Origin of the sequence: Halalkalicoccus sp. CGA53 (assembly GCF_036429475.1) — an archaeon.
Lineage (GTDB): Archaea > Halobacteriota > Halobacteria > Halobacteriales > Halalkalicoccaceae > Natronorarus > Natronorarus salvus.
In genome coordinates, this window is sequence record NZ_CP144125.1 from 204,160 (window position 1) to 219,453 (window position 15,294).

The window sequence follows — 15,294 nt, forward strand, 5'->3', positions numbered from 1 at the left end:
GCAGGAACAACAATGTCACTCGAACCGATCACCCCGGACGAAGCCGTCGAGTTGTATCTCACTGACAAGCAAGCCGAATTAGCTCAATCGACGCTCTATTCGCACAGTTCTCGATTAGGCCACTTTACTCGCTGGTGCGCCGAAGAAGAGATCCGGAATTTGAACGACCTAAGCGGTCGAGATCTGCACCGGTACCGACTCTGGCGTCGGGTCGAAGGCGATCTCGCACCAGCCAGCGAGAAAGGGCAGATGGACACGCTGCGGGTGTTCATTCGGTGGTGCGAGTCCCTCGACGCCGTTCCGGTCGACCTCTCGGTCAAGGTCGTCTCACCGACGCTGTCGGACAAGGAGAAATCGCGAGATGAGATGCTCGACGCTGATGTCGCCGAGATGATTCTGGAGAAACTCTCGTTGTACGAGTTCGCCTCGCCTCGACATGTCTGCTTCGTACTGATGTGGCACTGCTTACTTCGGCGCGGGGCTGTTCGAGCACTGGACTTCGAGGATTACGATTCCGGTGAGATGGCACTCGAAGTCAGACATCGTGCTGAGACGGGCACGCCGATCAAGAACAAGCACCGAGGAGAACGCTACGTAGCGCTCTCGCCTGAAGTGTGTACTGTCCTCGATGCGTGGCTCGCCGACCGACGCCCAGAGGCGACCGATGAGTACGAGCGAGTGCCATTTTTATCGACTGTCCACGGGAGAGCCCATCTCACTACGATTCAATCGTACGCGTATTCGCTTACCCGGCCCTGCGAGTATACGAACGAGTGTCCCCATCATCGCTCGATTTCGAGCTGCGACGCAGCGCAGATGCGGAGTGCAGCCCATGGGTGTCCTTCCTCTGTCTCGCCCCACTGTATCCGTCGGGGCGCGATCACGCACTGGCTCTCATCCGATGTGCCTGATTCGGTCGTCAGTGAACGAGCGAACGTCTCGATTGGCGTCATCGAGGACCACTACGACAGGCGGACCGAACGGAAGAAAATGGAGCAGCGGCGGCGATACCTCTCTCAAGTATAGAATTACACTTCTCTTCTATTGTGATAGACGCTGACCGGTCGGCGTCAGACGAGTCCACATACACTTGCAGCACCTCGCCTAACCGCTCACCCCAGGATTGTCGACTATTCACTCAGTGTCCGTATCGAGAGCGTCTGCAATCGCTTGTAACTCAATTTTTGAGAACGACGATCCATCAGCCGACCCCAGCGACTCACTCAGCCCGACCCGCCATCTGATACCCGAACGCATCACGTGTTTCGGCGGACGTCCCTCGCTTTCAGGAGAGAACCCCACGGCATCAGCGATAGCTGCAAGCTCTTCTTTCGTGAATGCAGTGTTCACCTCGCGCTCGAATCGACCCACAGATAGACGGATAGCGTTCCGCAGTTCGGAGACTGTCGGACTCATACCAACAGAGACGACGAACCTGTCCGTATAGCTTCTGTTGTATTCTCTACGGCGAGTTCATCTCGCGTGGGGATGTACCTACGCTTATATGCAAACCGTTCAGACCAACGATATCGAGACGTACTACGTCAGCCATGGCGACGGGCCACCGGTCGTTTTCATCCACGGGATGGTCATGAGCACCACCATGTGGGAGCACCAGATGGAGGCTCTCAGCGACGCGTACACCACCATCGCTTACGACGTTCGAGGCCACGGACACACCGGCAGTTCCGACGCAAAGACATACTCTATCAACCTCTTCGCAGCTGATCTCGACGCACTGTTGACCGCGCTCGACATCGACCGGGCGGTCATCTGTGGCGTTTCGATGGGCGGCGCCGTCGCTCAAGCGTTCGCCGCAGCTCACCCGGAGAAGGTGGCTGGACTCGTCCTCGTCGATACCTTTCCGACCGGTCCGATGCCGTTGACCGGGCGGATCGCATTGGCGAACATCCGGGTGCTCAGTCGGCTGGACCGACTCGTCAATTACAAAACCCTGAACCGGTGGCAGCTTCGGGTCGGTCAACGACTCGTCCCAGGAATCTCGGGCGACGAGGAGACCGTCCAGCGTCTCGTTGAGCAAGCGCCGACGATACCCCATAAGGAGTTCGTCAAGATCGCTGACGCGACCGCACGGTTTCCGAAGGCCGACCTCGATCTTTCTCCACTTACAGTGCCGACGCTCAGTCTACACGGCGAACACCTCCCGTCGGCCTTCGATGTCATCACCGAGCGATTAATTAACCATCTTTCGAATACGGATCCCATCGTTTACGTTGTGCCCGGTGGCGGACACGCATCGAATCTCGACGATCCCGAGTTCGTCACATCGGCGATACGTGAGTTCCTCACTGGGCACGTCTACAGCGACTTAGCGAGGAATGTGACCCACCTGGAGGGGTAGAGAGATTGGCCTGACGCACTCATTTTCTGGCAATGCACCATGCTGAATGTATTTCCTACCACTTCACTACTAGGTAGTGGCATCATATGACGTGGAGTACCCGCATCCGGGAATTCATCACACCTGCTCCTGGAGGATCAGTAAATTAATGAGGCTAACTGTTGCCTGAGATACGATTAACGAGGTGGTGAAAGACTGGGGTCTGGAAACCGACCCCCCACTCATTGTCAATCTATGCGCTTTAATTGACACGAGACCAGGAAAGCACCACTGTCATGGGGTGTTGCAATCCGGTCATAGTTTACTAGTTGCCACCCCGTTATAATCCTTGTCGAAGTGAATAGTCCATTGGTCAAATGTTAACGAGATCGGCAAGGTAACGTCGTGACACAAACACGATCCTTGGAGACTCCCGGCTCACGTTCATTTTCGTCTCCTCTCATACCTTAATCATTCAAGACGGGGGGAATGATAGTACGAAGACCTATTGAGTTGCAGTACCAAGGTCAAGAACCTATGTCACTTGCCGCCACTGTGCGGCGGTGGTTGGATGAAGATGAGGATCTCATCCACGAGTGTCGCAACTGCGGGGCGATGCTCAGACCCAACGAGCGGATGTGCCCAGACTGTGGATCGACGGAGATCGCAGAGTTCGACGTCTTATAACCCTCTATCGACAACCCCGTTCGCTCATCTCGAGCAACAGCGTTGAGTGATACCACGTTCGGTTCCGAAGAACTCACGTCACTATCGGCCGGTTTCACCCGAGAACAACCGTAATCTTGCTTTAGGTGTCCCAGTTGTGAGCTACGTTTCCTCTCGGAAAGCACTATGTTGGGAGGACTGCTGTCTACCGGTTTCGAGATTGGATTCGGAGCAGACCCGGCGTGTCAAACGATGTCCTTACCGGCCAACACAGTGTTTTCATCACCCGCTCTCGAATCCACAGAGTATCTACCACCAATCTCCTATACAAGAGCGCCGAAAAAGGACAATGTACCGAATTTAGGGATACGCTCATGGGAAGCACGTTGTTGGTGAATCAGAGTACAGTTCGAACGACCTCTTCGAGAGCTTCTTGACCGGGTTTTCGTAAGATTCTTCGGCGAAGCTGGAACGCTCTGAGATACGGTGTGAGCTTGTCTTTTGAGACGCCCCGATGGGGCGAGAGCCACCGTCGCAGAAGCGACGCGTGGCTCTCGCAGGTGTTCACGTGTGCGTCTCCATCGACATATTCGCCCTCGCTATGAATCACGGCTTCTCGCTGGTAGTTCTCGTCCTCTTCGAGTGGATCGTATGCTCGAAATCCGTCAGTGTAGACAGTGAGCGACTCCTCCTCGCAGTCGCCGAGGAGGAGTCGAACGGTCGATTCATCAGCGGATTTCGCTGGGACGACGTATCGCTGGTCGCTACCACGATCAACGAGTGTGAACACTGGTGGCTTGTCCTGAGCATAGCTTCCGCGACCACGTTTCGAGAGCCCACGCGAGCGCGACCGGGAGTCGCGCTCGCGGCCTTTCAACCCCGCAGTCACGTAGACTTCGTCGATTTCGACGGGCCCCACGAGATCGATGGCTGGCGCGTCGAGCGTTCTGGCGAACTGCTCGACGCGCCGCCGAAGCGACCGATACGACACGTCAAGTTCAGCGTCAAGTTGGCGGATACTCGTGTTGAACCGGAGCAACAAGTAGAACGCGAACAAGAGCTTATCGAGGCCGATCTTCGCGTGCGCGAAGATCGTGCCGGTCTTTGGGTTGAACGTGCGGTCGCAATCCTTACAGAGATACCGCTGATACTCTCGAAAGCTGCCGTGTTTGATCACCGACTCAGACTGGCAGCGCGGGCAGTAGAGGCCGTCACGCCAGCGAACCTGCTGTAGCAGGTTCGCGGCGCTCGCCTCTGAGCTAAGCAATTCAAATGGGAACATTGCATTCGGGTGACGCGGCAGCGTCACCCTTGCCCGCTACGCTTCTCCAGCGCCAGCTCTACTCGACCAACAACCTGCTTCCGAAGAGCGTTAGGGATAAATCCCAAGCAGTCACTCGAACTCACCAAGAAGGACGGTGTTGACGTTCAGTGTCTTCTCTGCCCGACGCAGTCGCTCTGAAAGCGACTGATGCGTACTCTCGAATTCCTCTGCGAGTTCCTCCAGTGTGACCTCCCGTGGAACGTCGTAGTAGCCACGCTCGGTCGCGAGTTCCAGCAGCTCGTACTGGGAGTCGCTCAGACCGAAGCGCCCCTCGTGTTCGTCGTCCATCGAATAGGTCGTGATGACCTCGAGGTGGGCATCCAGCTCCTCTGCGGATTCAGCCACTCGAGAGAGTGCCTCGCGTTCTGGAAACAGCACTCGAAAGTGCCACTCCCCCTCAGAGGCGACCGCCGAGAGGATCGCACTATTCCGCTCGGTCATGATCTGGATAAGGAGTTCGATCCGCTCCCCCCAGCCCATCCGGTAGAGCCTCGTATCGCTGTCCGTCGTGGAGAGCAACTCGAACGAATCGATTGAGGAATCTGCCTCGAGGAGCCGGTTCATTCGGTCGAAATCCTCGGCGGTGAGCCACGAGTACGACATCACGTAGTCTGAGCCGTGAGCCGCGACGCGCTCGACCTCGATCTCCGCGATTGATCCCTCCTGAATCGTCTCGTCCAGTACGAACCCATCAACCGGGAGCGTGAACTCCGCGATAGTCGCCATAGAATGTCTCAATTTTATCGTAGCATAGCTATTGCCAAACCGGAATGTTTCAGAGAGGCATACAGTAGAGAAAGCCTTCAGTAGCGTGAATAGAGACGTCTCAAAGACCCCGTTGAGGTTCGCGTGTGTCGGTCCTTGCTAGTGCAGGAAATCAAATCCCCCACGCATGAAATGGATCGCCCAGATACGCCAGCCGTTCACTCGGCGCTGTCCGACGTCGGAAGGCGAAGTACTTCGAGCAGTACGCCCGACGGGGACCAAGATAGAGGAAGGGTGTAGATGTGCCTCTGACAGTCTAAGACGCTGAGACGATGGAGTTCAAAGTCGTCGATGAGTCGATGTTCGAGGATATCAGTGGTCGGTTGGAGTGGTCTATCCTCGGAGGCAAGAACGTCGTATTATCTGCCGAAGGGGAACTCACGAACATCGAGGGTCCGCCACTGGATGTCCCGTCGAGTGTGTCGTTCGGTCAGGTGGTCGCCGGGGATCTCCGAACGAGAACGCTGTCCATCGAGAACAACACTGGTTCCACCGTTGTCCTCTCGATTCCCACCTCTCCTGACCCGCCAACTGGACTTGGTGCCCCAGGGATTCCGACGTTTTCCTGGGCACCGACAGGGAGCCGGCTTCTCAGGCGCGGTGACGAACTTCGGATCCAAGTGACGTTCGCACCGGGAGCCAATGAACAGGCCCAAATGACTCTGACGATCACCGGGAACGATTCCGGAAGTCCACACTCGGTCACCCTTCGAGGAACTGGGATCGGGGGACCAGGGAACGGTGGGGGCAATGGAGGAGGTCCCGGTAATGGTGGGATAATCCACCCGCCGTAGTTTTGGTTGACAGGCCCATCGGACTGGGCAAGAAGTAAATAGCCATAGCCAAATTGGGAAAAAGCAATGGAAGGTTCGTTTTCCCTCGAAGATCTAAATGGAATAATCATCGATATTGACGGGACGGTTTGTCGTGGTGATCAACCGATCCAAGGAGCGAGCGATGCAATAAGCATCATACAAAATCGTGGTATTGATACATATTTTGTGACAAATAATGCTAGTAAAAGGCGTCAGTATCACGCTCAGAAACTAAAGAAAGCAGGAATTAACGCTGAGGTGGAATCTATCATTACGTCAGGATGGATAGCGATTGAGTTCTTGAAATCCAGATTTAAGGGGAAGTCAATTTTGCTAATAGGTGAGGACCCATTCAAGAAGGATATCGTCTCAAACCATCTTCCTCTTACTACAGATCCATTGGAAGCCGATATTCTTCTGGTGGGATTAGATACCAGTTTTGATTATCCGAAACTTTCCGACGCTCTTCAAGCCCTTTCCAATGGTGCAACATATGTCGCAACGAATACAGACGCTTCTCGTCCATCAGCGAATCGTCGGGTACCGAGCACTGGGGCACTCTTAGCTGCAATTAATACAGCAAGTGGTACCGAACCTGATTATATTACGGGGAAGCCATCTTTGATAGCGATAGAGACCTGTATGGAAGTTCTTGGTATTGATGATCCATCTAAATGGTGTGTTGTTGGTGATCGGCTTGAGACAGATGTGACATTTGGTAAAGAAGCAGGAATGTTTTCAGTTTTAGTGCTAACAGGTGTTCACTCTCGAAAAAGTATAGAAGAGACAGGGATTAAACCGAACCGCGTTCTCCAATCGCTCTCTGAAATCACTGACAGTTGTTAGTACATAACGGATTGATGCCTTCCATTCGGTGCTTGTTCTCGATTACTAGATGGTATCTCTCGCTTGGTGTAGAGAAATGATTCTGGATGTTAGCCGTCGTGAGTTTCAATCCCCTCTACAACGTCCCCGCCGGCTTGAGTTGTGGTAACTTCTTCCTCTGATTCAGTTTCGCCAGGCTTTGGTGGATCCTCAGAGCGGTAGATGGTATCTTTCACATCATCAGTTAAGTCTTTGACCGGCCCTTCGAATACTATTTGACCATCTGTCAGGCCTACAATGCGGTCAGAGAATTCCTCAGCGAGATGTACCTCGTGGATATTGATCAATACCGGAATATTTGATTCATCGGCGATCTCCGTGAGTAGGTCCATCACCGCATGGGAGGTCTCCGGGTCAAGACTGCTAGTTGGTTCGTCCACCAGCATGAGTTTTGGCCGTTGGATTACAGCACGGGCGATCCCCACCCGCTGGCGTTGCCCCCCAGATAATTCATCAACGCGTTTATCCTCAAATCCCCCTAGTCCGACCCGTTCAAGAACATCGTAAGCGTGTCGAACGTCTTCCGAGGGGTATTTTCTTCGAAACGATTTCAAAAAACTTACATATCCAAGCCTGCCAGAAAGGACGTTTTCCATTACCGTTAATCGCTCTACGAGGCCATACTCCTGAAATACCATCCCAATATCACGTCGTTCTTTCCGAAGTTCAGATTTCGATAGCGAAGTCAATTCTACTTCGTCAAGCCATACTTCACCACTTGTCGGTTCGACCAATCGATTTATACACCTTATCAGAGTGCTCTTGCCAGCTCCACTGGGTCCGATAACTGCTACTGTGTTATTCCCCTCGACCGAGAGTGAAACTCCATCTAATGCCTGGTCTCCTGTCGGGTAAATCTTTGTAAGGTCTTTTACTTCGAGCATGGTATCACGTTGTATTTGCTTGATCGACCATCTGTATGTGGTTGTGTAACATTCGTAGTGTTGTAGTTCGTTCGGTTTTAAACAGGACTAGTGGATTCATCGCTACATCACCTTCTTTCTGAGGTACGCCGAGACTACCTCACTGAAGAGGACGACGCTTAAGATCGCACCTAAGATGACGACGGCTTCAGCCCAGCGGAATGTGTTGATTGTGTCCATCAATAGAACTCCGATTCCACCACCACCGACGAATCCGACTACGGTGGAAGCGCGAACATTTGAGTCCCATCGGTATGTAGCTATGCCGATGAATGCGGGCATTACCTGAGGAACAATAGCGTAAACGAACGTTTTGGCTGTCCCAGCTCCAGTGGCTTTCATCGCTTCAACCTGGGTCATATCGATTTCTTCTATCGCTTCATTCAGAAGCTTTCCAATGAAACCGACGGATCGGACCGAAAGTGCAAGGACACCCGCGAGCGCACCAGGCCCAAACATAACGACAAATAACAGAGTCCAAATAATTTCGTGAACCGATCTACTGACAGTGATGATGACTTTTCCTAAGCCGTAGGTATATCGGTTCGGAGATGTTTTGTCCGCTGCTATAAACGCCACTGGAACTGATAGCACGATTGAAAATACAGTTCCAAGTATTGCAATGTGGATTGATGTAAGCAATGGACCAACCATCTCAGGAATAATAACGGGATTCGGTGGGAACATCCGACTGAAAAGATCACCGAGTGCTGCCGGACCAGTCCATATATATTCCAGTGACATATTAAGATAGAACCACGATGCAACGAATATAGCAAAACTAAATCCGACAAATCCATATCGTGTAAACTGTTGTTTCGATGTAAAGCGATCCCAGGTATCTCTGTCAGCGGTTAGCTCTCGGTCAATTTCCTTGACGCCTCGACCACCGCTCTTCTCGATACGCTTTCTAGCAACCGCGCTAACAACCTCACCGAAAAGAACGAGTGCGATGATAACAAGCAAGATTGCAAGACCGAAGTCGTATTCGAACCTATTGAAGGAGCTGAGTAGCAGTTGACCAATTCCTCCCGCTCCAACGATACCGATGATTGCACTTGATCTGAGATTTATATCCCATCGGTAGATCGTCAAAGCTACAAACCGTTGGGATACCTGTGGTAGGACCCCGTAGACAAGAACTTGGGGTGCGCTGGCACCTGTAGCTTTCACCGCTTCGAACTGTACAGGATCGATATCTTCAATTTCTTCCGCAAGGAGCTTCGCGAAGAATCCAATTGTCTTGATTGACATCGTGATGATGCCCGCTAACGGTCCGAAACCAACAGCCATGACAGCGATGATCGCGATAATGAGCACGTGGAACGCACGAGAGCATGCAACAATCGTACGTCCTATCCAAAAAACAGGCTCAGGAACTAGATTCCTGGACGCCATAATAGCAACTGGAACGCTCATTGCAATTCCAAAAACAGTCGCGACTATCGCCATCGCTACCGTTTCCCAGGTATCAGCCCAGATCTGCTCACGTCTTCCAGGCCCGAAATCTGGAGGGAAACCGCGGTCAACGATGTGTGCACCCTGCTCTATACCATAGACAAACCGTTCAAGGGAAATCTGTATCTCCCATACACTCCATAAGAAGAATGCGACAATTATAGTATAAACAAGCCACTTCACGTATTCGTTATAGAAGACTGTTGGCTTCTCCCACGTTGATTTATCCTGAGTTCGTTCTGCTGTTGTCATAGGTCCACACTTGAATGTCGTATTGTTAGCTGAACTTTCTCGCCCATCATATCAACTATCACAGTAAAAGGAACCAGTAAGTGATTATTCCTCGCTATAGATCTCCAACCTCATACTCGATACCAAGTTCGGCATGCACTTGGAGGATAGGATGATGGTGTGTCGCGTAATCGAATTCAATGAATGTCTGTTCCCCTAGCTCTTCTTCAATCGATGTCCCGCTATAGTCATAATCAAAATGCGCTGCTTGTATGCCTTCGACTATTTCCGGCTCAAGATTGTAACGGTACCCGGTAGGGAGTGAAGGGAATGGATCACTCATCCATATCACCCGGAAGTCCTCCGGATCAATTTCTCCAGCAGAATACATGTTTCCAAAGATACTGCTCGCTACTTGTCCGACCTCGTAGTCACCGGCCTCTATTCCTCTAAGACTCATTTCATGGCCGTCCGAATAGACCACCTCATAATCCTCGTCGGGAGTTATTCCTTCCTCATCAGGAAGAAGCCCACGTGGAGCCAGATTTCCAGACATTGAAGTCTCAGTAGTATGAGCTACTTCCTGTCCTACGAGATCGTCAATACTTCTGAAGTTATCATTATCAACGGCAGCGGTCGTCCACAATCGGTAGCCAAACGTTCCTTCGTCCACCAGCATGGTGAACGGAACTGACCCACCGATATTCACGATATATGGGGTAGTCCCTGCACCTACAGAACTCACGTGCAATCGCTCGGCGCGCATTGCTTCCACAACCGCAGTGGGGTCGTCTAAAGTAAGAAATTCGCAATCACGTCCAGTTTCCTCTTCGATGTTTTCGATCAGTGGATCAAACGCATCTTGGTAGATGTCAACTGCATCTTCACCTTGGCCATACGCGTAGTAGATAGTATCTGGGTCGATATAATCCTCCCCAGTTTCTTCCACATCAAGAGGAGCATTTCCATGTACTGGCTCATCTCGCTCTTCGAATTCTTGAAGTACCTCCTCACTACCTTCATTGAAACCGTTATCAAACAGTGTTTGTGCTGTTTGGGGCAATGAACCGTGTGGATTTTCTGGGTCGAATTCGTCGAAATAATCTCCGTCTGTGTCGTCGTCATCTGCAGCAACATCATCGTCTCCGGAATCTTCGCCCAGACATCCTGCGAAAGCAGTTCCTACTACTGCCATACCACTCGTTTTGATGAACTTCCGTCGGTTCGTGTTATCTAATGGCATTCAGAATAGTCAATTCGTGTATGGGTAATAAAACTTTGTGTCATCTATATTTTATAGATTGTTAGATAGACCTAAATAGGTCTAAATTGTAGTTGGTAATGTTAATGTGAAGTATCATCTTAGTAGTGGCAATATCCCCGAAATTCTATGGATTGGGCACGTTTACTTACCCCTTCCGAATGTAGATTCGATACAACATTATAGAAATTTGATTGATAAATAACTAGCTTATTAGTAAATCCACTGTTGAGTTCGATGACTCCTTTAATCTGAATTTCTCAATGTGACAAATATAGTCATGCCCGTGACTACCAAAAGCAATATATCTTACTTGGCCCTCTCGTCTAGCAGTTGGGGATTATGATAAAATGATTGAACTCTCACTTGCTACCTTCGAAGTCCCAGAAATGCTGTTACAGGTAGTCATTGCCATTGCAATCGGCGGGTTAATCGGATTAGAACGAGAGAAAGAGTCATCTGATAAGTATGCTGGCCTTCGAACACTTGCACTTCTTTGTGGATCTGGTCCGGTTATGGTCCACTATGCGGAGATTGTCGAATATCCTGTACTTGTGGTGATTTATTTGGGACTAGCGTTAGCTATCGCTTTATCAATAATTTATATTAGATATACTGTAGCGCTGGAGGATCTGGGATTCACAACATCCGTTACTGTTTTTCTTGTGGCACTGCTTGGGATTCTGGTTGGATATGGGCAGTACATCGAAGCATCCTCAATTGCTATCATTACTGCCTTTTTACTCGCCGAAAAACACCGAATGTCGAGCTATGTTGATAGCCTAACATATACAGAGTTGACGGACACATTAAAACTTGGTGCGCTAGTATTTATACTATATCCAATCCTTCCTGCAGAACCAATTGATCCATATGGCGTAGTAAGTCTACGGGAGGTTCTAGTATTTGCTATATTTGTCCTCTTGATAGAGTTCTCTGGATACATCTCAATGCGTCAGTTCGGGGGCTCTAAAGGACTTCAGCTAACCGGAATCCTAGCGGGAATGGCGAATTCGTTCGCGACGGCTGCGGTTATGGCTCGAATGGCGAATCAATCCCGGGACGCCCTTGATGCCGCTTCATCGGGTATTATGTTGTCCGTGGTCTCAATGATCATTCGTAATGTTGGTCTCGCTTCAGTTCTCGCCTTCGCGATCTTTTGGACAATATGGCAGCCCGCTGCTGCAATGATTGGATTAGCTCTCCTCATTGCTTACGTATTAGTGAAAACTGGAGATTATTACGAAGAGTTCAATATCGACATTGATTCACCATTTTCATTTAAATCAGCCGCGAAATTCGCCATCATCTATGTTGCAATTACTATCATGTCCGTCGCTTCTCAGAATGTATTAGGTGATATGGGGCTCTTTATGACGGCTTATACAGGAGGTCTTGTCTCCTCAGCTGCAGTCGCGGTGTCGGCTGCCACAGTATACAATCAGGGGACAGTAAGTGTTGAGGCAGCTGGAGGAATGGTCATGTTAGGTATCATGGCAAGTTTAACATCGAAAATCGTTTTAATTGAATTGATTAACGGACAAATGCGATTGAAAGCAATGGTACCGATGATTGTGATTGGTGTTTTAGGTCTTAGTATTTACTTTTTCATATAATGTCACAAAGAACGTACTCTAGCGCGATCATCTCCGAAACATCCATTTATCCCTTGGAGTGAATTCTATAGAGAAGAAGACCACTACATGACTATCCCATCGGTCGTCGATACGACTCGTTTGCTGCTAATCCGACATGGGCAAACTGCACACAATAGGAAAGGAATCACTCAGGGTCATGCAAATATTCCGCTGGAAGAAAAGGGAATCAAGCAAGCGAAAGCACTCCGAAATCGATTAGAAAACGAATCAATAGATCAGATTTATGCCAGTGATTTGGACCGAGCAAGTCAAACGGCTACAATTGTAGCTGAACCTCATGATTTGACAGTCAACACGGCTACTGAACTCAGAGAACGAAGCTTCGGAATTTACGAAGGTCGATCCAAGAACGACCTAATCGAGGTCGCAGAAGCAGCAGATGAACCATATAGTACTTTTCGTCCCTGCGAAGGTGAAAACGTAGATGACGCTGTAACTCGAAGTCTCCCTAAGATAGAGAAAATTCTTCAATCTTCAATTGGGGAGACCATTCTTATTGTAGCTCATGGTAGTCTGAACCGAGCGATTATCTCTTCAATGCTGTGTGGAGACTGTTCTCTCGCAGACAGGTTTTCCCAAGAAAATACTGCCATAAACGAAATAAGCTATAATGGTGATTGGAATATCAAACGGGTGAACGATTCAGCACATCTAGATTTTCCTATTTGATGATGGAGAAATATCTGCCTGCCGTGACAAACAAGTATGGGGTTGCACGCAATCCATTATGTCGAAGGTTTGGTTGAGGACCATATCATCAGTAAGTATCAACGAAGACCTCGGTCTTGACGAAGCACCACTCAATCCGGAAACCATAGAGTACAAGATCGTCGTTCAGTCCAAATTCGAAGATATTAACGGTCGGATCGTGTGATCCATCTATTATGAAGGAATCGAGATCTATGAGTGAGTAGTGACGTGTCGTGCGGTTATTTATAAGATCACTGCATAAAGCCACGTCATGCCTGAGATACCAGATACTCTTCGCCTGCTCTTTACAGCGGATCTCCAACAGCGAGAGGAGAAACACATCATCGAACTACCAGCGGATCAGGTCGGTAGCCCGGATTCAGCGATCACACCCGGAGAACAGTACCGTGTCGCGATCATAGAATTTCACAGAGCTACTGAGCAAACATCCGAGTCCGGGGAACGTTCAACCCGAGAACCCCCTGAGAATGCTCAGAACCCTCCGGTGGCAGAGGACGAGGTTCGCACAGTCACTATTGAAGCCCTTGGAGACCAGGGCGATGGCATCGCAAAAGTGGAGCGGGGCTACGTTCTGATCGTCCCCGGTGGAGAACCTGGTGATGAACTAACCGTCCGAATCGACGAGGTACGGGAGACCGTCGGATTCGCGCAGATGATCAGCGGAGAGAAATAGCGCTTTTCTATCCAGCCATCACAAAAAAGACTCACTTGCTTCGAGAGCTCCGCCGACTCCTCCGGTTCGGACCGCACGAGAACCGTGTTTATATTGAGCGTGTACTGTGCTCGTCGAAGCCGCTCGGAGAGCAACTGGTGAGAGATGCCGAGTTCGGTAGAGAGGTCCTGGAGATCGATCTCCCGTGGTACCACGAAGAAGCCACGTTCGGTCGCGAGCGTGAGTGCCTCCGTTTGCTCCTCGGTCAGCCCGAACTGACCGGAGCGGTCGTCGTTCATCTCGTAGATCGCGGTCAACGTGAGCGACATACCGTTCTCGCTCGATTAGTCGTAAGTCTTCGAAACACAATCGTGTGTCGGAAAGAGTGCCGAATGCACCATCCATTCGAGACAGCAGTCGCCAAGAGGACCGCTCCCTCGTACTCAAGGAGGAGTTTCGTCAGGAAGTGGATGTTCTCCGCCCAGTTCATCCGGTAGAGGGTCCACTGGTCGTTCTCGCAGATCCGCTCTGCCTCCTCGATACTCTGGTTCTCCTTGAGTGCCTGATCGAAGACCACAAAAGATCCACCAGCAACGACCGATCTTACAAGAGACACTCGCTACGGCTACTCATACAGTCGGTGGCGAATACGTGAACCACCGATCATAGGAAACAACGTCTGAGGCCCTCAACAAAGGGTGTCCAGTAGCAGTGGTCCACGTACTTTTGGCGGTCAGTATCAACCGAGGTGTGAGTCTTATCTAAAAACGAATGCAGAGCACACTATTCTATATCCTGATTAAACAAGACCAACTTCATATTCACTTTCTATCTTTTTCACGGCATCTTCGAAATGGCTTAAATAGTTGCCTATATCTTCCTTATAGATAGGATGACCATGACTTGGGGCAATAATCTCAGGATCATATTTTTCAATGTCTTGTTTGATTCGTTCACATATTCTATCTGCTTCTGCATAATTCAACCACTTGAATGTGTCCCTATTAAAGTTCAATATATGGTTGAAATTTAACCCTTCGTCTAAATCATCAGATGTTAAGTCACATTGGTTCTGTGTATGATAACAACCAAAGGCGTCTGCCGAGTACAAGGTGTCTGTTGTGAAATCAAACATCCAGGAGGTATGTGGCCGATCAACAAGAGGCGCAGGGATAAATTCAATTTGATGACCGGCAATATTCATTTTTTGATCGAGGATACCTCGATGGACATCAATATGCTCGAATCCCTGCATTTCAGGATTGGTTGAGGTAAACCATAGTTCTGTTGTACCCCACTCTTCAAGGAAATGGGGGACATTTCCTGAATGGGGTAAATCAGCGTGTGTAAGAACAACAGCATCTAGATCGCGTCCGTTTAGTTGATTATTGATCTCTGCCTTTATTTTTTCACGGTGGTTCCACGGGCCTGAATCAATTAAAAATGTTCCATCTGATGATTCGACCAAATATAAATTCAAATGCTGATGAAAGCCCTCATCCGATTTGAAACAATCCTTGATCCATGTGACCTTATCTGTTAACCGTACGCTCATTGTATAATACCTCTTTTAGCTTTGGTTTGTAGTGATTGTCGCTTGTTGT

Annotated in this window: 15 protein-coding genes and 1 pseudogene; 7 read left to right on the forward strand and 9 right to left on the reverse strand. The window is 49.9% G+C overall.

The window, feature by feature from the left end:
* Positions 1–249: 249 nt before the first annotated feature.
* Positions 250–1,026 (forward strand): tyrosine-type recombinase/integrase, encoded by a 777-nt coding sequence (locus tag V2L32_RS02280; RefSeq protein WP_331234821.1) that lies wholly within the window; start codon positions 250–252, stop codon positions 1,024–1,026.
* Positions 1,027–1,134: 108 nt separating this feature from the next.
* Here V2L32_RS02280 and V2L32_RS02285 read toward each other — a convergent pair whose 3' ends face one another.
* Positions 1,135–1,416 carry a hypothetical protein gene (locus V2L32_RS02285; RefSeq protein ID WP_331234823.1) on the reverse strand — a complete coding sequence of 94 codons (282 nt, stop codon included), beginning with the start codon at positions 1,414–1,416 and terminating at the stop codon, positions 1,135–1,137.
* Between the two features lie 88 nt (positions 1,417–1,504).
* On the opposite strand from V2L32_RS02285, the gene V2L32_RS02290 reads away from it, so the two are divergent.
* On the forward strand, positions 1,505–2,362 hold the full coding sequence (locus V2L32_RS02290; RefSeq protein WP_331234825.1) for an alpha/beta fold hydrolase: 858 nt from the start codon (positions 1,505–1,507) through the stop codon (positions 2,360–2,362).
* Between the two features lie 1,042 nt (positions 2,363–3,404).
* On the opposite strand, the gene V2L32_RS02295 is transcribed toward V2L32_RS02290, so the two are convergent.
* Together V2L32_RS02295 and V2L32_RS02300 are read right to left on the reverse strand one after the other, a co-directional pair.
* The gene (locus V2L32_RS02295; protein WP_331234826.1) at positions 3,405–4,289 is read right to left on the reverse strand and encodes an IS1595 family transposase; all 885 of its coding nucleotides are present in this window, start codon (positions 4,287–4,289) and stop codon (positions 3,405–3,407) included.
* A gap of 111 nt (positions 4,290–4,400) precedes the next feature.
* Complete coding sequence (locus V2L32_RS02300; protein WP_331234827.1) at positions 4,401–5,057, reverse strand: helix-turn-helix domain-containing protein; 657 nt, start codon at positions 5,055–5,057, stop codon at positions 4,401–4,403.
* Positions 5,058–5,368: 311 nt separating this feature from the next.
* Here V2L32_RS02300 and V2L32_RS02305 point away from each other — a divergent pair, with 311 nt between their 5' ends.
* Both V2L32_RS02305 and V2L32_RS02310 read left to right on the forward strand, forming a co-directional pair.
* A complete protein-coding gene (locus tag V2L32_RS02305) occupies positions 5,369–5,890 on the forward strand; it encodes a hypothetical protein (RefSeq protein ID WP_331234828.1) in 522 nt (173 codons plus the stop codon).
* Between the two features lie 66 nt (positions 5,891–5,956).
* The gene (locus V2L32_RS02310) at positions 5,957–6,757 is read left to right on the forward strand and encodes an HAD-IIA family hydrolase (RefSeq protein ID WP_331234829.1); all 801 of its coding nucleotides are present in this window, start codon (positions 5,957–5,959) and stop codon (positions 6,755–6,757) included.
* Between the two features lie 89 nt (positions 6,758–6,846).
* Here V2L32_RS02310 and phnC read toward each other — a convergent pair whose 3' ends face one another.
* The 4 genes and pseudogenes from phnC to phnD all read right to left on the reverse strand — a co-directional run bounded on the left by phnC (position 6,847) and on the right by phnD (position 10,603).
* Positions 6,847–7,680 carry a phosphonate ABC transporter ATP-binding protein gene (gene phnC / locus V2L32_RS02315; protein ID WP_331234830.1) on the reverse strand — a complete coding sequence of 278 codons (834 nt, stop codon included), beginning with the start codon at positions 7,678–7,680 and terminating at the stop codon, positions 6,847–6,849.
* Between the two features lie 102 nt (positions 7,681–7,782).
* Positions 7,783–8,589 carry a phosphonate ABC transporter, permease protein PhnE gene (gene phnE, locus V2L32_RS21070; protein ID WP_409348460.1) on the reverse strand — a complete coding sequence of 269 codons (807 nt, stop codon included), beginning with the start codon at positions 8,587–8,589 and terminating at the stop codon, positions 7,783–7,785.
* 27 nt (positions 8,590–8,616) lie between these two features.
* Positions 8,617–9,429: pseudogene (gene phnE / locus V2L32_RS21075) on the reverse strand (phosphonate ABC transporter, permease protein PhnE); the annotation flags it as partial.
* A 94-nt stretch (positions 9,430–9,523) separates the two neighbouring features.
* Positions 9,524–10,603, reverse strand: a complete 1,080-nt coding sequence (gene phnD, locus V2L32_RS02325; RefSeq protein WP_331234833.1) for a phosphate/phosphite/phosphonate ABC transporter substrate-binding protein — start codon at positions 10,601–10,603, stop codon at positions 9,524–9,526.
* Positions 10,604–11,019: 416 nt separating this feature from the next.
* Between phnD and V2L32_RS02330 the strand changes: the two genes are divergently transcribed.
* The 3 genes from V2L32_RS02330 to V2L32_RS02340 all read left to right on the forward strand — a co-directional run bounded on the left by V2L32_RS02330 (position 11,020) and on the right by V2L32_RS02340 (position 13,711).
* Positions 11,020–12,285, forward strand: a complete 1,266-nt coding sequence (locus V2L32_RS02330) for an MgtC/SapB family protein (protein ID WP_331234834.1) — start codon at positions 11,020–11,022, stop codon at positions 12,283–12,285.
* 87 nt (positions 12,286–12,372) lie between these two features.
* Positions 12,373–12,996: a histidine phosphatase family protein gene (locus V2L32_RS02335; protein WP_331234835.1), complete on the forward strand. Its 624-nt coding sequence runs from the start codon at positions 12,373–12,375 to the stop codon at positions 12,994–12,996.
* 292 nt (positions 12,997–13,288) lie between these two features.
* Positions 13,289–13,711, forward strand: a complete 423-nt coding sequence (locus V2L32_RS02340) for a TRAM domain-containing protein (protein WP_331234836.1) — start codon at positions 13,289–13,291, stop codon at positions 13,709–13,711.
* Here V2L32_RS02340 and V2L32_RS21080 read toward each other — a convergent pair.
* Positions 13,603–14,019, reverse strand: coding sequence for a helix-turn-helix domain-containing protein (locus V2L32_RS21080; RefSeq protein WP_409348397.1), 417 nt, complete (start codon positions 14,017–14,019; stop codon positions 13,603–13,605). The genes V2L32_RS02340 and V2L32_RS21080 overlap by 109 nt on opposite strands.
* A gap of 470 nt (positions 14,020–14,489) precedes the next feature.
* Entirely contained in the window at positions 14,490–15,245 is a 756-nt protein-coding gene (locus V2L32_RS02345) for an oxygen-binding di-iron domain-containing protein (protein ID WP_331234837.1), read from the reverse strand.
* Positions 15,246–15,294 lie beyond the last annotated feature (49 nt).

Bases quoted from the DNA above. Each gene is read 5' to 3' on its own strand.
- V2L32_RS02280 (WP_331234821.1), top strand. From the start codon at position 250: ATGGACACGCTGCGGGTGTTCATTCGGTGGTGCGAGTCCCTCGACGCC.
- V2L32_RS02340 (WP_331234836.1), top strand. From the start codon at position 13,289: ATGCCTGAGATACCAGATACTCTTCGCCTGCTCTTTACAGCGGATCTC.
- phnC (WP_331234830.1), bottom strand. From the start codon at position 7,680: ATGCTCGAAGTAAAAGACCTTACAAAGATTTACCCGACAGGAGACCAG.
- phnD (WP_331234833.1), bottom strand. From the start codon at position 10,603: ATGGCAGTAGTAGGAACTGCTTTCGCAGGATGTCTGGGCGAAGATTCC.
- V2L32_RS02335 (WP_331234835.1), top strand. From the start codon at position 12,373: ATGACTATCCCATCGGTCGTCGATACGACTCGTTTGCTGCTAATCCGA.
- V2L32_RS02330 (WP_331234834.1), top strand. From the start codon at position 11,020: ATGATTGAACTCTCACTTGCTACCTTCGAAGTCCCAGAAATGCTGTTA.
- V2L32_RS21080 (WP_409348397.1), bottom strand. From the start codon at position 14,019: ATGTCGCTCACGTTGACCGCGATCTACGAGATGAACGACGACCGCTCC.
- V2L32_RS02345 (WP_331234837.1), bottom strand. From the start codon at position 15,245: ATGAGCGTACGGTTAACAGATAAGGTCACATGGATCAAGGATTGTTTC.
- V2L32_RS02305 (WP_331234828.1), top strand. From the start codon at position 5,369: ATGGAGTTCAAAGTCGTCGATGAGTCGATGTTCGAGGATATCAGTGGT.
- V2L32_RS02295 (WP_331234826.1), bottom strand. From the start codon at position 4,289: ATGTTCCCATTTGAATTGCTTAGCTCAGAGGCGAGCGCCGCGAACCTG.
- V2L32_RS02290 (WP_331234825.1), top strand. From the start codon at position 1,505: ATGCAAACCGTTCAGACCAACGATATCGAGACGTACTACGTCAGCCAT.
- V2L32_RS02285 (WP_331234823.1), bottom strand. From the start codon at position 1,416: ATGAGTCCGACAGTCTCCGAACTGCGGAACGCTATCCGTCTATCTGTG.
- V2L32_RS02300 (WP_331234827.1), bottom strand. From the start codon at position 5,057: ATGGCGACTATCGCGGAGTTCACGCTCCCGGTTGATGGGTTCGTACTG.
- V2L32_RS02310 (WP_331234829.1), top strand. From the start codon at position 5,957: ATGGAAGGTTCGTTTTCCCTCGAAGATCTAAATGGAATAATCATCGAT.